Origin of the sequence: Hymenobacter ginkgonis (assembly GCF_009755225.1) — a bacterium.
Taxonomy (GTDB): domain Bacteria; phylum Bacteroidota; class Bacteroidia; order Cytophagales; family Hymenobacteraceae; genus Hymenobacter; species Hymenobacter ginkgonis.
The window spans coordinates 1,075,916-1,092,177 of sequence record NZ_WQKZ01000002.1; the positions used below are offsets into that span (position 1 = coordinate 1,075,916).

Consider the following 16,262-nt stretch of genomic DNA (forward strand, 5'->3'; position numbering starts at 1 on the left):
CCATGAACACACGCATACCCTCCTCCCGCCCACTACGGGGCTGGAAATGGTCGCGGCTGGTGCCGCTACTTCTACTCAGCGGCGGCCTAGCCCCTATGGTGCCGCAAGCCGCTTATGCCCAAGTGGCCGGCGCCCACACCGTGACGGGCAAAATAACTTCCGACAACGGCGAGGGCATTCCTGGCGTGACGGTCGTAGTGAAAGGCACCACCGTGGGTGCTACCACCGACGTAAACGGCAACTACACCGTGAGCGTGCCGGATGATAGCAGCATCTTGGTATTCAGTTCGGTAGGCTTTGCCAAGCAAGAAATTGCGGTGGGCAAGCGCACCAGCCTGAGCCCGACGCTAGCCCCCGAAACCCAAGCCCTCAACGAGGTGCAGGTGGTAGGCTACGGCACCCAGAAGAAAAGCCAGGTAACGGGCGCCATCTCGACGGTAAGCGACGAGCAACTGCGCGACGTGCCGGTGGCCAACGTGGGCCAGGCGCTGCAAGGCCGCGCCGCCGGCATCACGGTGTCGAGCTCCAGCACTACCCCCGGCCAGGCGCCGGTTATCCGCATCCGGGGCAACCGCTCTATCTCGGGCAGCAACGACCCGCTGCTGGTAGTGGACGGCGTGCCGTATGACGGTAGCCTCAACGACTTGAACCCCGACGATATTACCTCGCTGGAAGTGCTGAAGGATGCCAGCTCAACGGCCATTTATGGCGCTCGGGGGGCCAACGGCGTTATCCTCATTACCACGCGCCACGGCAAGAGCGGCGCGCCCCGCGCCACGTACAGCGGCTACGCGGGCCAGAAGCGAATTTATGGTCGCTACAACCTGCAAGATGGCCAGCAGTACTACAACTACAAGCTGGAGGCTTACCGGGCCCAGAACGCTAACTACGACCCGGCTACCCCTACCTTCCTGACGGCCGATGAGCGGGCCAACTACGCGGCCGGCAAAACGACCGATTACCAGAGCCTGCTTTTCCAACACGGCCACACCCAAAACCACGTGCTAGGCGTGAGCGGCGGCACTGACCAGACGCAGTACTCGGCCTCGCTGGGCTATTATGATGAGACGGGCATCGTGCCGGTACAGCGCTTTCAGCGCTACTCGCTGCGCGCTACCCTCGACCAGCAGATTGGCAAGCGCATCAAGGTGGGCGTGAACACGCTTAATACCTATACGGTGGCCGACGACCCGGATATCAACATCCTGTATCAGATTCTGACCACCAGCCCGCTAGCTTCGGCCTACGACGCCAACGGCCTACCCGTGCTGTTTCCGAACACGGACACGGCCGGCTCTAACCCACTGACGCTGTATACCCAAGATGCGCACAAGGACCAGAACCGCCGCTTGCGCACCTTCAACAGCCTCTACGGCCAGGTAAACATCCTGAAGGGGCTGGACTACCGCCTGAACCTCGGGCTGGATGCGCGCTCCGAAAACAACGGCCAGTTCTACGCCTCCAACACGCCCCAAAACGGCGGCGGCCAGAGCACGGCCTCGCGCTCGACCAACGTGGCCTTCAACCTGCTGGCCGAAAACCTGCTGCTCTACAACAACACCTTTGGCAAGCATACGGTAGGCTTTACGGGCCTCTATAGCGCCCAGCAGTACAACTACGACGGCTTTAGCACCGGCGTACGCAACTTGCCCACCAACTACCAGCTCGACAACAGCCTGGGGTCGGGCACGCCCAGCTCGGCGGCCAGCACCTCGCAGCAGTGGGATATTATTTCCTACATGGCCCGCGTAAACTACTCCTACGACAACCGCTACTCGGCTACCGTGACTGTCCGCTCCGACGGCTCGTCGCGCCTAGCACCGGGCAACAAGTACAAAGCCTTCCCCTCGGCCGCCGTGGCCTGGAACATTGCCAACGAGAGCTTTATGCAGGGTAAGGACTGGCTCAACACCCTGAAGCTGCGCGCCAGCCTAGGCCGTGTGGGCAGCACCGCCGTCAATCCCTACCAGACACTGGGTGCCCTGTCGGCCGGTATCGGCGCGGGTTACTACAACTACGGCTCGACCGGGGCCATTGGGGTAGTGCCGTCCAGCATCCCGAACCCGAATCTGGGCTGGGAATACACGACGACCACCAACTTCGGCCTCGATTTTGGCATTCTCCAAAACCGCATCACGGGTAGCGTAGAGGTGTACCAGCAACGCACCAGCGACCTGCTGCTGCCCGATGCCCTACCCACGGCCAGCGGCTACGGCTCCTTCGTTCGCAACGCGGGCCAGACCCAGAACCGCGGTATTGAGCTTTCGCTGACCACGGTGAACGTGCGGCCCAAAAACCCGGACGGCTTCGAATGGAGTACCGACTGGAACTTCACCGTGAACCGGGAGAAAGTGCTCGATTTGGGTTTAAGCGACGCCAACGGCAACAAACTCAATGATGTAGGCAACCAGCGCTTTATTGGCCAACCGCTCTACGTCATTTACGACTACAAGAACATTGGTATCTGGCAGACGTCTGAGGCCGACCAGGCCAAGAAGTACAACTCGAAGCCCGGCCAGATTAAAGTAGAAGACACCGATGGCAACGGCGTTATCAACGCCAACGACCGCCAGGTTATCGGTTCGCGCCAACCTAAGTTTGAGGCGGGTATCACCAACCGCTTCCGCTTCAAAGGCTTCGACCTCACGGCGGTTGCCCTCACCCGCGTAGGCGCCACGGTAGTTGACCCGACCCTGTTTGGGCCGACGTACTTCACGACCAATACCGGCCGCCGCAACCAGGTGAACCTCGACTACTGGACGCCTACCAACCCTAGTAACACCTACCCCGAGCCCGACCAGACGGTGCGCGCTACCGAGTGGCCCACCTACGGCCAAACGCTGGGCTACCGCAACGGTACGTTCATCAAAATCCGCAGCATTGACTTGGGTTACACGTTGCCAGCTGCCTGGGCCAAAGCTGCCTTCATGAGCTCGACGCGCATCTATATCCAGGTGCAAAACCCGCTCATCTGGGCCAAAGACCCCTTCTTTAAGGATAACAAAGCCATTGACCCCGATGCCTTGTCGTACTCCACTCGTCTGAATGCGGGCAACCCCGGTGGCATCGAGTTCACGGGTGGCAACCCCAACAGTGGCTCGGCTGGCCTGGCCGGCACTGGTACGAACTACCCCGTAACGCGGGCCTTCATTGTGGGCGTCAACCTGGGTTTTTAATCGCAGCAAACCGGAAAAGCTGCGGGTCAGCCAAACGGCTTTACCTACTAGGTTGCCAACCCGCAGCTTTCCACTTGCTTAGCTATTTCGTCAATCTTCAGAATTTTTCGGCGCCCCGCGCCATCTTATATGAAAAAGATAGTATTAGTCACCTTTGGAGCGTCCTTGCTGCTAGCCACGGCCAGCTGCAAAAAGGACATCCTGGATGAAAATCCGCAATCCATTCTAACGCCCAGTTTTCTGAGCACGCCCCAGGGCGTAGAGGCTGGGGTAACGGGCGTGTACTCGGGCCTGCGCCAGCTGTATGGCAACGACTCGGGATTCTTCACTACCGAAGCAGGTACCGACCAGTTCACGAACGGCATCTCGGCCAGTAGCGGCCTCAGCGACTACAATCCCAACGACCTAACCCCAGTCAATGATGGTTCGCACTCCTTCATCTGGACGGTATGCTATTCCTCCATCAACACCGCCAATGGCGTGTTGCAGTACTCGACCAATGTGCAAGGCCTGACGCCTGCCCGCGTAGCGCAGTTGGTAGCTGAGACCAAGCTGCTGCGAGCCCAATATTACTTTGTGCTCGTGCAGGATTTTGGCGATGTGCCACTGATGCTGAATTTCGTGGACGCGCCGACCAAAGACATCACGCGGGCGCCGCTGGCGGATGTGTACACGCAGATTATCAAGGACCTGACCGATGCGCTCGGTACTGTAGCCGACAAGCCCGCCCAGCCCGGCCGCGTAACCCGCGCCACGGCGCTGCACCTATTGGCTAAGGTATATCTGACCAGGGCTACCTCCTCGGCCAAGCAGGCCGACGACTACGCCAACGCCGCCAAGTATGCAAAGGAGCTGATTGACAACCAGGGCCGCTACGGTCTGGGCCTCGAAACTGACCCCGCTACGGTATTCGTTGAAGGCAACGAGAATGGTAAAGAAGTAATCTTCAACGCGCAGTTCAGCGGTGACGCAACGTTCAACCGGATTGACGGCTTCACCTTTGGCGGGGAAAACGTGGCAGGCTTCAACTTCCGCAGCCGCTACGATTTGCTGCCCAATATGGCACGCGACATCAACTACGGGCGCCCCTTTGCCCGGCACTGCCCCACGCACTACCTAGAAGACTCCTACATTCTGCGCGATGCCAGCGGCAAAGCGCTGGAAACGGGCGCGCAGCTGCGCACTACCGATACGCGCTACGGCAAGTGGTTTACCACGGTATACCTAGTGAATTCACCCGGTGGCAACAGCGGCAGCAGCGCGGCAGTAATCGGCGATACGGCCGCCTGGTACCCAGGCCGAGAGCTGCCCACCGCGAAACTAGCCCAAATTGCGGCCCGCAAGCCGGTCGGCTACCAGGTTATTCCACCCAGCAAGTACTCGACGCAATTTTTTCCCACGCTCAACAAGTTTGACTCGCGCAATCGCACGTCGGTCAACGGTTTCTCGACGCGCCCGAACATCGTTTATCGCCTGGCCGAAACTTACCTGATAGCGGCGGAGGCCTACTTCTACCTCGGCAATTCGACCCAGGCCGCTACCTACATCAATGTGGTGCGCGAGCGCGCCGGTGCCACGGGCAAAAAAGCCCAGATGGATATTACGTCGAGCCAGGTAACCCTCGACTTTATCTTGGACGAGCGTATGCGCGAGCTGGTAGGAGAAATGACGCGTTGGTATGACTTGAAGCGTACCGGCCAGTTGCTGGTACGGGTGCGGAACCCCAACATTTCGCCCCCGCTGACGCCCGTGGTCATCGCGGCCAGTGAAGCGATTTATTTCAAGAACCTCGCTGGCACGTACGGCTCCAACGCGGCTCTCAACATCAAAGACTACCACGTGCTGCGCCCTATTCCGCAGACGGAGATTGACCGCACTAGCGGTAAAATCACCCAGAACCCTGGCTACTAAGCCTGCCAGTTGCCTACGGGAGCGGCCAGCATTGCTGGCCGCTCCCTTCAGTGGCTACCCAGCCGGCGGCGGTGCCATCGGCTGCTAGCCTTTTTAGCGATAGTAATGAAAATCAAGTTCCTGCTGCTATTCCTGTTCTCGTTGGGTGTGGCCGTAGCCCAGGCCCAGCAGCCGGCCGCCAGTAGCCTACCCCAGTTAGTAAAAGTAGGCGCGAGTACGCAGCTACTGGTAGAGGGCAAACCCTACCTGATACTGGGCGGCGAACTAGGCAACTCCAGCAGCTCGAACACGGCCTACATGCAATCCATCTGGCCCAAACTGCGGGCCATGCACCTGAACACGGTGATTGCGCCCGTCTATTGGGAATTGCTGGAGCCCCAGGAAGGCAAGTTCAACTTTACCCTAGTAGATGATTTGCTGCGCGACGCCCGCAAAAACCAACTCAAAGTAGTATTGCTGTGGTTCGGCGCCTGGAAAAACAGCATGTCGTGCTACGCCCCCGAGTGGGTAAAAACCAACCCTACCCGCTTTCCGCGCGCCACCGATGCGCAGGGCCGGCCGCAGGAAATCATGACTCCGTTCAGCCCTGCCAATTTAGAGGCTGATAAGCGCGCCTTTGTGCAACTGATGGCGCACCTCAAACAAACCGACAGCCGCAACCATACCGTGCTGCTGGTGCAGGTAGAAAATGAAATTGCGATGCTGCCCGAGGCCCGCAGCTACGACGAGCTGGCTCAGGCCGCCTTTCGCCAGCCGGTGCCCGAGCAGCTACTCGCCCACCTACAGCGCCATAGCGCGACCCTTACGCCCGAGCTAGCTGCTCAATGGCAGCGCAACGGTTCCAAAGCCCACGGTACCTGGACGGAAGTATTCGGCCCCGGCATCACTACCGACGAGGTCTTCCAGGCCTGGCACTACGCTACGTATACCAACGCAGTGGCCGCGGCTGGCAAAGCCGCCTACCCCCTGCCCATGTACGTGAACGCGGCCCTCAACCACCGGCCCGACCGCCTGCCCGGCCAGTACCCCAGCGCTGGGCCGCTACCCCACCTGCTGGACGTGTGGGAGGCTGGCGCCCCAGCCATCGACATCTTGGCTCCCGATTACTACAACCCCAATTTTCGCTACTGGTCAGACCTATACACGCGTAATAATCGGCCGCTCTTCACCCCCGAAATCGCTTTTGAGCCCGGCGACGACGCCAAGGCCTTGTTTGCCTTTGGCCACTACAACTGCCTGTCGTTTTCGCCTTTCTCCATCGAATCGACTGACAAGCCTGCCCAGGAGCCCATCGGCCGAGCCTACGACCTGCTTCAGCAGGTGACGCCGCTGCTCACCAAATACCAGCCCACGGGCTCGGTACGTGGCTTTTTGCTAGCTAAAGATTCGGCTGCCGGCCACACCGTGCTCGGCGACTACCGCCTCACGGTGAAGCACGACAATACCCTGGGCTGGACGGCCGCCTCGAAAAAAGCCGACTGGCCCCAGACGGGTGGTCTTATCATTGGCGTCGCGCCCGACGAGTTTTACGTGGTGGGCACTGGCCTGGTCATCACCTGCGAGCCCACGGCGGCCGGCAAAAAAGCTGGCTACCTGCGCATCGACGAAGGCCACTTTATCAACGGCGTCTGGACGCCCGGCCGCCGCCTCAACGGCGACCAGGACCACCAGGGCCGGCACATCCGCATTGAGCTTGGGGAATATGACATTCAGCATGTTAAACTCTACACGTATTAGGTGCGGGCTGGCTGCCGGTGCGCTGCTGCTGGCGGCTATCCCCGCCGCCCAAGCGCAGGTGCGCCTGCCGCGCTTAGTGAGCAGCGGCATGGTGCTCCAGCGCGAGCAGCCGGTGCGCATTTGGGGCTGGGCCAAGGCCGGCGAAGCCGTGGCGGTGACTTTCCAAGGCAAAGCCTACCGCGCCACCACCGGCTCCGACGGCCAGTGGCGCGTAACCCTACCCCCCCTGAAAGCGGGCGGCCCCTACACCTTAGACATTAAGGCCAGCAATGAACTGAGCTTGAAAGATATCTTGGTGGGCGATGTGTGGTTTTGCGCGGGGCAGTCGAATATGGAGCTGCCTATGCGCCGCGTGCGCGACAAATACCCCACCGAAGTAGCCAACGCCACTAACCCCCGCATTCGGCAGTTTGATGTGCCGATGCGCTACGACTTTCGGGGCCCCAAGGCCGACGTGACGGGCGGCAGTTGGGTAGCAGCTACGCCCGAAACGGTGCTCGGCTTCACGGCCGTCGGTTACTTCTTTGCCAAGGAAATCAACGCCAAATACCAGGTACCCGTTGGCCTGATTAAAGTAGCCGTGGGCGGCTCGCCGGCCGAAGCTTGGCTGAGCGCCGACGCGCTCAAGCAGTTTCCGAAATACGAAGCACAGAGTGTGCCGTACAAAGACAGTGCCTTGGTAGCTAACACCAAGCAACGAGAAAATGCGGCTGTAGGAGCTTGGTATAAGCAATTGCACCAAGCCGACCAAGGCGAGGCCCCCAGCCAGCCTAAGTGGTCGGCCCCCAGCTACGACGCCAGCAACTGGGCCACCATGCAGGTGCCTGGCGAGTGGGCCGACCAAACCCCGCTCGGCCCTGTGAACGGCGTTCTCTGGTTTCGCAAAGAAGTGGAGGTGCCCGCCGCGATGGTCGGCCAGCCGGCCCGCCTAGAACTGGGCACGCTGGTAGATGCTGACTCGACCTATATCAACGGCCAGTTGGTGGGCACCACCGGCTACCGCTATCCGCCGCGCAAATACGACTTTGGCCCCGGCGTGCTGAAGGCAGGCAAGAACGTGGTAACGGTGCGCCTCATCAGCAACGGTGGGCGCGGCGGCTTCACGCCGGATAAGAAATACCAGCTCACGGCCGGTGGCCAAACCCTCGACTTGCGCGGGCCTTGGCAATACAAGCTGGGCGCTACCCTACCCCCCACGCCGGGCACCACCACGTTTCAGTACCAGCCGGGCGGGCTGTACAATGGCCTCGTGGCACCGGCGCTGCCCTACGCCATTAAAGGTGTGCTGTGGTACCAGGGAGAGAGCAACGTGGGCCGGCCAGCTGACTATTATGCTCTAACCTCCAGCTTGGTAGCTGATTGGCGCAAGCATTTTGAACAGCCCAATTTGCCGTTTCTCTACGTGCAGCTGGCTAACCTAAACGCCGCCAAAAAGGAACCTGGCGAGAGCAACCAAGCTCTGGTGCGCGACGCGCAGCGCCGCCTGCTGGCGCTGCCCCACACCGGCATGGCCGTGATTACGGACGTGGGCGAGTGGAACGACATTCACCCCCTAGACAAAGCAACGGTGGGCCACCGCTTGGCGCTGGCCGCCGAAAAAGTGGCTTACGGCGACGCCAAAGTAGTTGCCAGTGGCCCGCTTTACCAAGCTGTGAAAACTACCGGAAATCAGGCCTTACTGACTTTTGGGGGGGTAGGCTCCGGGCTAGTAGCGAAGGGCGGCGGCCCGCTGACCGGCTTCACCGTGGCTGGGGCCGACCATAAGTTCGTGGCCGCTCAGGCGCGTATTGAGGGGGGTAGGGTAGTGGTGTGGAGCGACCAAGTGGTCGCGCCCGTGGCCGTGCGCTACGCCTGGGCTGATAACCCCGAAGGGGCCAATTTGTACAATAAAGAAGGTTTGCCGGCCTCTACTTTCCGCACCGATGACTTCTAACCTGACCCGCTTGCGCACTTGCTTCACCGTGGTAGTCCTGAGCTTGGCTGCAGTTGCCCAAGCACAGAATACCCCTGTTTTTCGCGACCCGAAGCAGCCGGTGAGTGTGCGCGTCAACGACCTTATCTCGAAGCTGACGCTGGAAGAAAAGGCCGACCAGATGATGTACAACAGCAAGGCCATTGACCGGCTGGGTATTCCGGCCTACAACTGGTGGAACGAGGCGCTGCACGGCGTGGGCCGGGCCGGGGCAGCCACGGTATTTCCGCAGGCCATTGGGCTGGGCGCCACGTTTGACGATGAGCTGGCCCTGCGCGTATCCACGGCCATCAGCGACGAGGCGCGGGCCATGTACAACGCCGCCGTGGCCAAGGGCTACCGCCAGCAGTACAGCGGCCTCACGTTCTGGACGCCCAACATCAACATCTTCCGCGACCCGCGCTGGGGCCGGGGCCAGGAAACCTACGGCGAAGACCCTACCCTGACCGGGCGCATGGGCGTGGCCTTCGTGCAGGGCTTGCAGGGCCCCGACCCGCAGCACCTCAAAGTGGCGGCCTGCGCCAAGCACTTTGCCGTGCACAGCGGCCCCGAAAAGCTGCGCCACGTTTTCAACGCCGAGGCTACCCCCCAAGATTTGCAGGAGACGTACCTGCCCGCTTTCCATCAGTTGGTTAATGCCAAGGTAGAGGCCGTAATGTGCGCCTACAACAGCACCAATGGCGAGCCCTGCTGCGGCAACCAATACCTGCTCCATGATGTGCTGCGCCAGCAGTGGGGCTTTAAAGGCCACATCGTGAGCGACTGTTGGGCGCTGGTCGATTTTTACGAAGGCCACAAAGTGGTAAAAACGCCGGCCGAAGCTGCCGCGCTAGCCCTCCAGCGCGGCGTGAATTTGAATTGCGGCAGCGTGTACCCCTACCTGCCTGAGGCAGTGAAAAAAGGCCTTACCACCGAGGCGGCCATCGACAGCTCGCTCGCCATTCTGCTGCGCACCAAGTTTAAGCTCGGCCTGCTCGACCCGCAGGGCAGCAGCCCGTATGATAAGCTTGGGCCGGAGGTCATTAACAGTCCCGCGCACCGGGCACTGGCCCGCGAAGCCGCCCAGAAGTCGATTGTTTTGCTCAAAAACAACGGCGTGCTACCCCTTCGCAACGACCTGGCCAAGTACTTCGTGACCGGCCCCAACGCCGCTAACCTCGACGCGCTTTTTGGCAACTACTACGGCGTGAACCCCGAGATGAAAACCATTCTCGAAGGCCTGGTGGGCGGCGTCAGCCCGGCCAGCCAGGTGCAGTACCGCCCCGGCGCGCTGCTCGACCGCCCCAACCAGAACGGCATCGATTGGGTAAGCAGCACCGCCCGCGGCGTCGATGCCACGTTTGTGGTGCTCGGTATCAACGGTTTGCTAGAAGGGGAGGAGGGCGAGTCGATTTCGTCGCCCAGCTTCGGCGACCGCCTCGACTACAACATTCCTCAAAACCAAATTGACTTTCTGCGCAAGCTGCGCGAAAAAAACACCAAACCCATCGTCGCCATCATTACGGGGGGTAGCCCCATGAACCTGGCCGAAGTGCACGAGTTGGCCGATGCCGTGGTGCTGGCTTGGTACCCCGGCGAAGAAGGCGGCAACGCCGTGGCCGACGTGGTATTTGGCAAGGTGTCGCCCTCGGGCAAGCTGCCCATCACCTTTCCCAAGTCGCTGGCCCAGCTGCCGGCGTATGAGGACTACCATATGGCCGGCCGCACCTACCGCTACCTCGCCGCCGAGCCCATGTACCCCTTCGGCTACGGCCTGAGCTACGGCAAATTCACCTACGGCAACCTGAAATTTGCCAAGGCCAAAATCGGCAAAAACGAATCGGCCGACGTCACGGCTACCGTCACCAACACCGGCCCCGTAGCCGCCGATGAAGTGGTGCAGCTCTACCTCACGCACCCGCCTAAGGCCGGCACCCAAACGCCGCTGTTCGCCCTCAAAAGCTTCCACCGCATCACGCTCCAGCCGGGGGGTAGCACTACTGTTAAGTTCACGCTCACGCCTGCGCAGCTGGCGCTCATCGACAAGGGGGGTAACGCCTTCACGCCCAGTGGCCCCATTACGGTGTGGGTAGGGGGCTCGCTGCCCTCGGCCCGCAGCCTGGCGCTGGGCGCGGCCAAGCCCGCCTCGGCGCTGCTCACGATTAAGTAATTTTCCCGCATGAAATACCTCCTCGGCTACGACATCGGTAGCTCTTCCATTAAAGCTTCTTTGCTCGACATCGCCACGGGCCGGTGCGTGGCGGCCGTTACCTCGCCCAAAACCGAGATGGAAATGGCCGTGCCCCAACCCGGCTGGGCCGAGCAGCGCCCCGAGCGCTGGTGGCAGGAAGTCATCAACGCTACCCACCAGCTCAAGGCCGAGTACGGCTTCGACGCGTCGTTGCTGGCGGGCATTGGCATCACGTACCAAATGCACGGCCTCGTGCTGCTCGATAAGGACGGCCACGTGCTGCGCCCCGCCATTATTTGGTGCGATAGCCGCGCCGTAGAAATCGGCAACCAGGCTTTTGCTGACTTAGGCGAGGAGTTTTGCCTGCAAAATTTCCTGAACTCGCCTGGTAATTTTACCGCTTCGAAGCTGAAGTGGGTGCGCGAAAACGAGCCGGAGATTTACGCCCAAATCCATAAGATTCAGCTACCCGGCGACTACCTCGCCTACCAGCTCACGGGCCAGATGCAAACTACCGTATCGGGTTTGTCGGAGGGCGTGTTTTGGAATTTCAAAACCCAGGCCATCGCCCAGGAACTGCTTGACTACTACGGTATCAGCGCCGACTTGCTGCCCGAAGTAGTAGATACTTTTGCCATCCAGGGGCGCCTCACGGCCGAAGCCGCCCAAACGCTGGGCCTGGTGGCCGGTACGCCCATCAGTTACCGCGCCGGCGACCAGCCCAACAACGCGTTCTCGCTCAACGTGCTGAACGCGGGCGAAGTAGCCGCCACCGGCGGCACGAGCGGCGTGGTCTACGGCATCAACGAAACCACCACGGCCGATGCCCGCTCCCGCGTCAACTCGTTTGTGCACGTAAACAGCACCCGCGAGCAGCCTAAAAACGGCGTGCTTATGTGCCTCAACGGCACCGGTATACTCAATAGCTGGCTGCGCAAAATGGTGGGCAACCTGCCCTACGACCAGATGAATACGCTGGCTGCCCAGGCCCCGGTAGGCGCTGAGGGCTTGCGGTTTCTGCCTTTCGGCAATGGCGCCGAGCGCATCCTCGAAAACCGGCCGTCGGCCGCGGTGCTGCACGGGTTGCAGTTCAATATCCACAGCCAGCCGCACCTCATTCGCGCGGCGCAAGAGGGCATTGTGTATGCGCTGAATTACGGCATGGACATCATGCGCGCCTCGGGCGTGCAGGTGCGCAACGTGCGCGCCGGCCACGCCAATATGTTTCTGAGCCCCGTATTCCGCGAGGCATTTGTGAATTGTGGCAACGTGACGCTTGAGCTCTACGACACCGATGCGGCCCAGGGCGCGGCGCGCGGCGCCGGCATTGGCGCCGGCGTGTACGCCAGCCCCACCGAGGCTTTTACGGGCTTAGCGCGCATCAGCACCGTCGAGCCTACCCCCTCGCTACAGGCGCAGTACCAGGAAGCCTATAGCGATTGGCAAACACTGCTAGCCCGCGAAACCAAGCCGGCAGAATTGCTGCTGGCGTAAAGCCAAGCCACCGAAACCAAAGCCCCACAATAACCTCGAACGTCTTGCTGAATGCACTGAAGCAGGACGTTTTAAACTAACCTCTACTTTAATTACCTCAACCTCCCCAGCTCATGGCTAACCAGGAATTTTTCAAAGGCATCGACAAGATTAAATACGAGGGCCGCGAGTCGGACAATCATTTGGCCTTTAAGTGGTACGACGAAAACCGCGTGGTAGCCGGCAAGACCATGAAGGACCACCTGCGCTTTGCCACGGCTTACTGGCACACCTTCGTGGGCACCGGCGGCGACCCATTTGGCCCCGGCACCAAGAAGTTTGGCTGGGATGCCAAGGGCGACATCGTGGGCCGCGCCAAGGACAAGGCCGATGCGGCGTTTGAGTTTTTTACCAAGCTCGGTACGCCGTACTACTGTTTCCACGACATTGACCTAGTGGACGAGGGCAGCTCGCTGAGCGAGTACGAAAGCAACTTGAGCACCATCGTGGACTACGTGAAGCAGCACCAGGCCGAGAGCGGCGTGAAGCTGCTGTGGGGCACGGCCAACGTGTTTTCGAACCCGCGCTACATGAACGGCGCGAGCACTAACCCCGACTTTGCGGTGGTGGCCCACGCCGGCACGCAAGTGAAAAACGCCATCGACGCGACCATCGCGCTGGGCGGCGAAAACTACGTGTTCTGGGGCGGCCGCGAAGGTTACATGACCCTGCTCAACACCGATATGAAGCGCGAGCTGGCCAACATGGCGCAGTTCCTGACCATCGCCCGCGACTACGCCCGCAAGCAGGGCTTCACGGGTAAGTTCTTCATCGAGCCCAAGCCGGCCGAGCCTACCAAGCACCAGTACGACTTCGACGCGGCCACAGTAATCGGCTTCCTGAAAGAGCACGGCCTAGACCAGGATTTCCAGCTGAACTTGGAAGTGAACCACGCCACGCTGGCCGGCCACACGTTCCAGCACGAGCTGCAAGTGGCCGCCGACGCCGGCATGCTGGGCAGCATGGACGCCAACCGCGGCGACTACCAGAACGGCTGGGATACCGACCAGTTCCCCAACAACTTGAACGAGCTAACCGAGTCGATGCTCATCATCTTGGAGCACGGCGGCATCACGCAGGGCGGCATCAACTTCGACGCTAAAACGCGCCGCAACTCGACCGACTTGGAGGATATTTTCGTGGCGCACATCTCGGGCATGGACACGTTTGCCCGCGCCTTGGTGACGGCTGATGCCATCCTGACGAAGTCGGCGTACAAGAAATTCCGCACCGAGCGCTACGCGTCGTTCGACTCGGGCCAGGGTGCTGAGTTTGCCAAAGGCGGCCTCACGCTGGAAGACCTGCGCAAAATCGCGCATGAGCACGGCGAGCCTACCCCCCGCAGCGGCAAGCAGGAGTGGTTGGAGAGCCTCATCAACCAGTACATCTAACCAGAGTAGCCTAGGCGCTGAGAGTTGGCGCGTGGGGCGTTTGTACAGCGTTCCACGCGCTAGCTTCCAGCATTCGCGCTACTGTTGCTGCGAAAAATCCGTAAGGAATACACGGCGCGGGCGTTCCGCGTTGCTTTCCTTTACGGCGTCATTCTTTCGCCTGAAAAAAATATGAGCAATCCCCAAGTTTCAATTGACGAGCTGAGCGTCAATACTATCCGTCTGCTGTCGGTAGATATGGTGCAGAAGGCCAACTCGGGCCACCCCGGCCTGCCACTGGGCGCCGCTCCCATGGCCTACGTGCTGTGGTCGCGTTTCCTGCGCTTCAACCCGCAAGACCCGAAGTGGCCGAACCGTGACCGGTTTATCCTGTCGGCCGGCCACGGCTCGGCGTTGCTGTACAGCCTATTGCACCTCTATGGCTACGATTTGAGCCTGGAGGATTTGAAAAACTTCCGCCAGCTGGATTCGCGCACGCCGGGCCACCCCGAGTCGCACATCACGCCCGGTATTGAGGTGACCACGGGGCCCTTGGGTCAGGGTTTTGCCAACGGCCTGGGTATGGCCATGAGCGAAGCACACCTCGCCGCCATCTACAACAAAGAGGGCCATGCGCCGGTGCAGGACCACTACACCTACGTGCTGGTGAGCGACGGCGACCTGATGGAAGGCATTGCCTCGGAGGCAGCCTCGCTGGCGGGCCACTTGCAGCTGAACAAGATGATTTATCTCTATGATGATAACAACATCTCGCTCGACGGCCCTACCAACCTGACCTACACTGAGAACCCAATGAAGCGCTTCGATGCCTACTACTGGCATACGCAGCACGTGACGGACGGCAACGACCTCGACGCCATCGAGAACGCTATCAAAGTAGCGCAGTCGGTAACGGACCGGCCCTCGATTATCGCCGTGAAAACCATTATTGGTTTCGGCTCGCCGCTGGCCGGCACCAACAAGTCGCACGGCTCGCCGCTGGGGGCTGACAACGTGAAGGCCACCAAGAAGTTCTACGGCTTCGACCCTGAGCAGTCGTTCCAGGTGCCCGCCGAAGTGTACGAGCACCTCAAGCAGCCCGGCCAAAAGGGCGCCGAACTGCAAAAGCAGTGGGACGCTGATTTTGCCAAATACGCCGAGTCCTTCAAGGACGAGGCCAACATGTTCCAACTCTCCTTCAAAGGCGAATTGCCCGAAGGCTGGGATGCCAACCTGCCCGTGTACACGCCCGCCGATGGCGAGCTGGCTACCCGCCAAGCCTCGGGCAAAGCCCTGGACGCCATCAAAAAAGCAGTGCCATTCATGTTTGGCGGCTCGGCCGATTTGGCCTCGTCTAACGAGATGGACAAGGCGGGCAGCGACAGCTTCCAGCCGGCGCACCCGGCCAACCGCAACGTGTGGTGGGGTGTGCGCGAGCACGCCATGGGCGCGGCCATGAACGGCATCGCCCACCACGGCGGCCTGCGTACCTACGGCGGTACCTTCCTCACGTTCAGCGACTACATGCGGGCGGCTATTCGCCTCACGGCGCTTGCCGAGAGTACGGCCACGTTCGTATTCACCCACGACAGCATCGGGCTGGGCGAAGATGGCCCTACCCACCAGCCAGTCGAGCAGGTGCTGGCTCTGCGTACCATCCCCAACATTGTGGTGCTGCGCCCCGCCGACGCCAACGAAAGCACCGAGGCCTGGCGCATCGCCATGACCACGCCTAAGTCGCCGGTTGTGCTCATTTTCTCGCGCCAGAAATTGCCAATTCTCGACCAAACCAAATTGGGTTCGGCGCGCGAAGGTGTGGCCAAGGGCGCTTACATTCTGAGCGAAGCCCAGGGGGGCGAGCCGCAGTTTATCCTCATTGCCACCGGCTCTGAAGTAGCCCTGGCTATGGAAGCCCAAAAAGTACTGGAGCAGGATGGCACGCCCACGCGCGTAGTGAGTATGCCGAGCTGGGAACTGTTTGAGCACCAGGATAAAGCATACCGCGAAACGGTATTCCCGCCCACGGTGCGCAAGCGCCTGGCTATTGAGGCCGGCTCGCCCATTGGCTGGCACAAATACACGACCGACGAAGGCGGCATTATTGCCATGAACCGCTTCGGCGCTTCGGCCCCAGCCGAGTTGCTGTTCGAAAAATTTGGCTTCACGGTGGACAACGTAGTGAAGCGCGCCAAAGGCGTGCTAGCCGGCCAGCCCGAAGACGAAGGCCAGGAAGAAGAGAAGAAGCAAGTAGTAGCCAAAGGCAACTAGGCGGCGCGTTGCGGGTGGCCACTATCGGCTGCCGGGCGCCTCGCTGATGCAGCCTGCATTTCGATAACTGACCACCCGCAACCACTTTAGCCCGTGCTTACTACCCCCCTTCTCGGCGGCCAGCT

The 16,262-nt window shown here is 60.8% G+C and carries 8 protein-coding genes; all 8 read left to right on the plus strand.

Annotated features, from left to right (window positions below):
- The first annotated feature begins 2 nt into the window (after positions 1 to 2).
- The 8 genes from GO988_RS10355 (at position 3) to tkt (ending at position 16,137) form a co-directional block, all read left to right on the plus strand.
- The gene (locus GO988_RS10355; RefSeq protein ID WP_157564898.1) at positions 3 to 3,176 is read left to right on the plus strand and encodes a SusC/RagA family TonB-linked outer membrane protein; all 3,174 of its coding nucleotides are present in this window, start codon (positions 3 to 5) and stop codon (positions 3,174 to 3,176) included.
- Between the two features lie 129 nt (positions 3,177 to 3,305).
- Positions 3,306 to 5,087, plus strand: a complete 1,782-nt coding sequence (locus GO988_RS10360) for a RagB/SusD family nutrient uptake outer membrane protein (protein ID WP_157564900.1) — start codon at positions 3,306 to 3,308, stop codon at positions 5,085 to 5,087.
- Positions 5,088 to 5,192: 105 nt separating this feature from the next.
- Complete coding sequence (locus GO988_RS10365) at positions 5,193 to 6,824, plus strand: GH35 family beta-galactosidase (protein ID WP_157564902.1); 1,632 nt, start codon at positions 5,193 to 5,195, stop codon at positions 6,822 to 6,824.
- A complete protein-coding gene (locus GO988_RS10370) occupies positions 6,802 to 8,757 on the plus strand; it encodes a sialate O-acetylesterase (RefSeq protein ID WP_157564904.1) in 1,956 nt (651 codons plus the stop codon). The genes GO988_RS10365 and GO988_RS10370 overlap by 23 nt, the downstream gene beginning before the upstream one ends.
- The gene (locus GO988_RS10375; protein ID WP_157564906.1) at positions 8,747 to 10,945 is read left to right on the plus strand and encodes a glycoside hydrolase family 3 N-terminal domain-containing protein; all 2,199 of its coding nucleotides are present in this window, start codon (positions 8,747 to 8,749) and stop codon (positions 10,943 to 10,945) included. The genes GO988_RS10370 and GO988_RS10375 overlap by 11 nt, the downstream gene beginning before the upstream one ends.
- A gap of 9 nt (positions 10,946 to 10,954) precedes the next feature.
- Positions 10,955 to 12,460 (plus strand): xylulokinase, encoded by a 1,506-nt coding sequence (locus tag GO988_RS10380; protein ID WP_157564908.1) that lies wholly within the window; start codon positions 10,955 to 10,957, stop codon positions 12,458 to 12,460.
- 113 nt (positions 12,461 to 12,573) lie between these two features.
- Positions 12,574 to 13,890, plus strand: a complete 1,317-nt coding sequence (gene xylA, locus GO988_RS10385) for a xylose isomerase (protein WP_157564910.1) — start codon at positions 12,574 to 12,576, stop codon at positions 13,888 to 13,890.
- 171 nt (positions 13,891 to 14,061) lie between these two features.
- Positions 14,062 to 16,137: a transketolase gene (gene tkt / locus GO988_RS10390; protein WP_157564912.1), complete on the plus strand. Its 2,076-nt coding sequence runs from the start codon at positions 14,062 to 14,064 to the stop codon at positions 16,135 to 16,137.
- Positions 16,138 to 16,262: the final 125 nt, after the last annotated feature.

Coding starts and splice junctions, on each gene's coding strand:
- GO988_RS10360 (WP_157564900.1), top strand. CDS start 3,306: ATGAAAAAGATAGTATTAGTCACCTTTGGAGCGTCCTTGCTGCTAGCC.
- GO988_RS10370 (WP_157564904.1), top strand. CDS start 6,802: ATGTTAAACTCTACACGTATTAGGTGCGGGCTGGCTGCCGGTGCGCTG.
- tkt (WP_157564912.1), top strand. CDS start 14,062: ATGAGCAATCCCCAAGTTTCAATTGACGAGCTGAGCGTCAATACTATC.
- GO988_RS10365 (WP_157564902.1), top strand. CDS start 5,193: ATGAAAATCAAGTTCCTGCTGCTATTCCTGTTCTCGTTGGGTGTGGCC.
- GO988_RS10375 (WP_157564906.1), top strand. CDS start 8,747: ATGACTTCTAACCTGACCCGCTTGCGCACTTGCTTCACCGTGGTAGTC.
- GO988_RS10380 (WP_157564908.1), top strand. CDS start 10,955: ATGAAATACCTCCTCGGCTACGACATCGGTAGCTCTTCCATTAAAGCT.
- xylA (WP_157564910.1), top strand. CDS start 12,574: ATGGCTAACCAGGAATTTTTCAAAGGCATCGACAAGATTAAATACGAG.
- GO988_RS10355 (WP_157564898.1), top strand. CDS start 3: ATGAACACACGCATACCCTCCTCCCGCCCACTACGGGGCTGGAAATGG.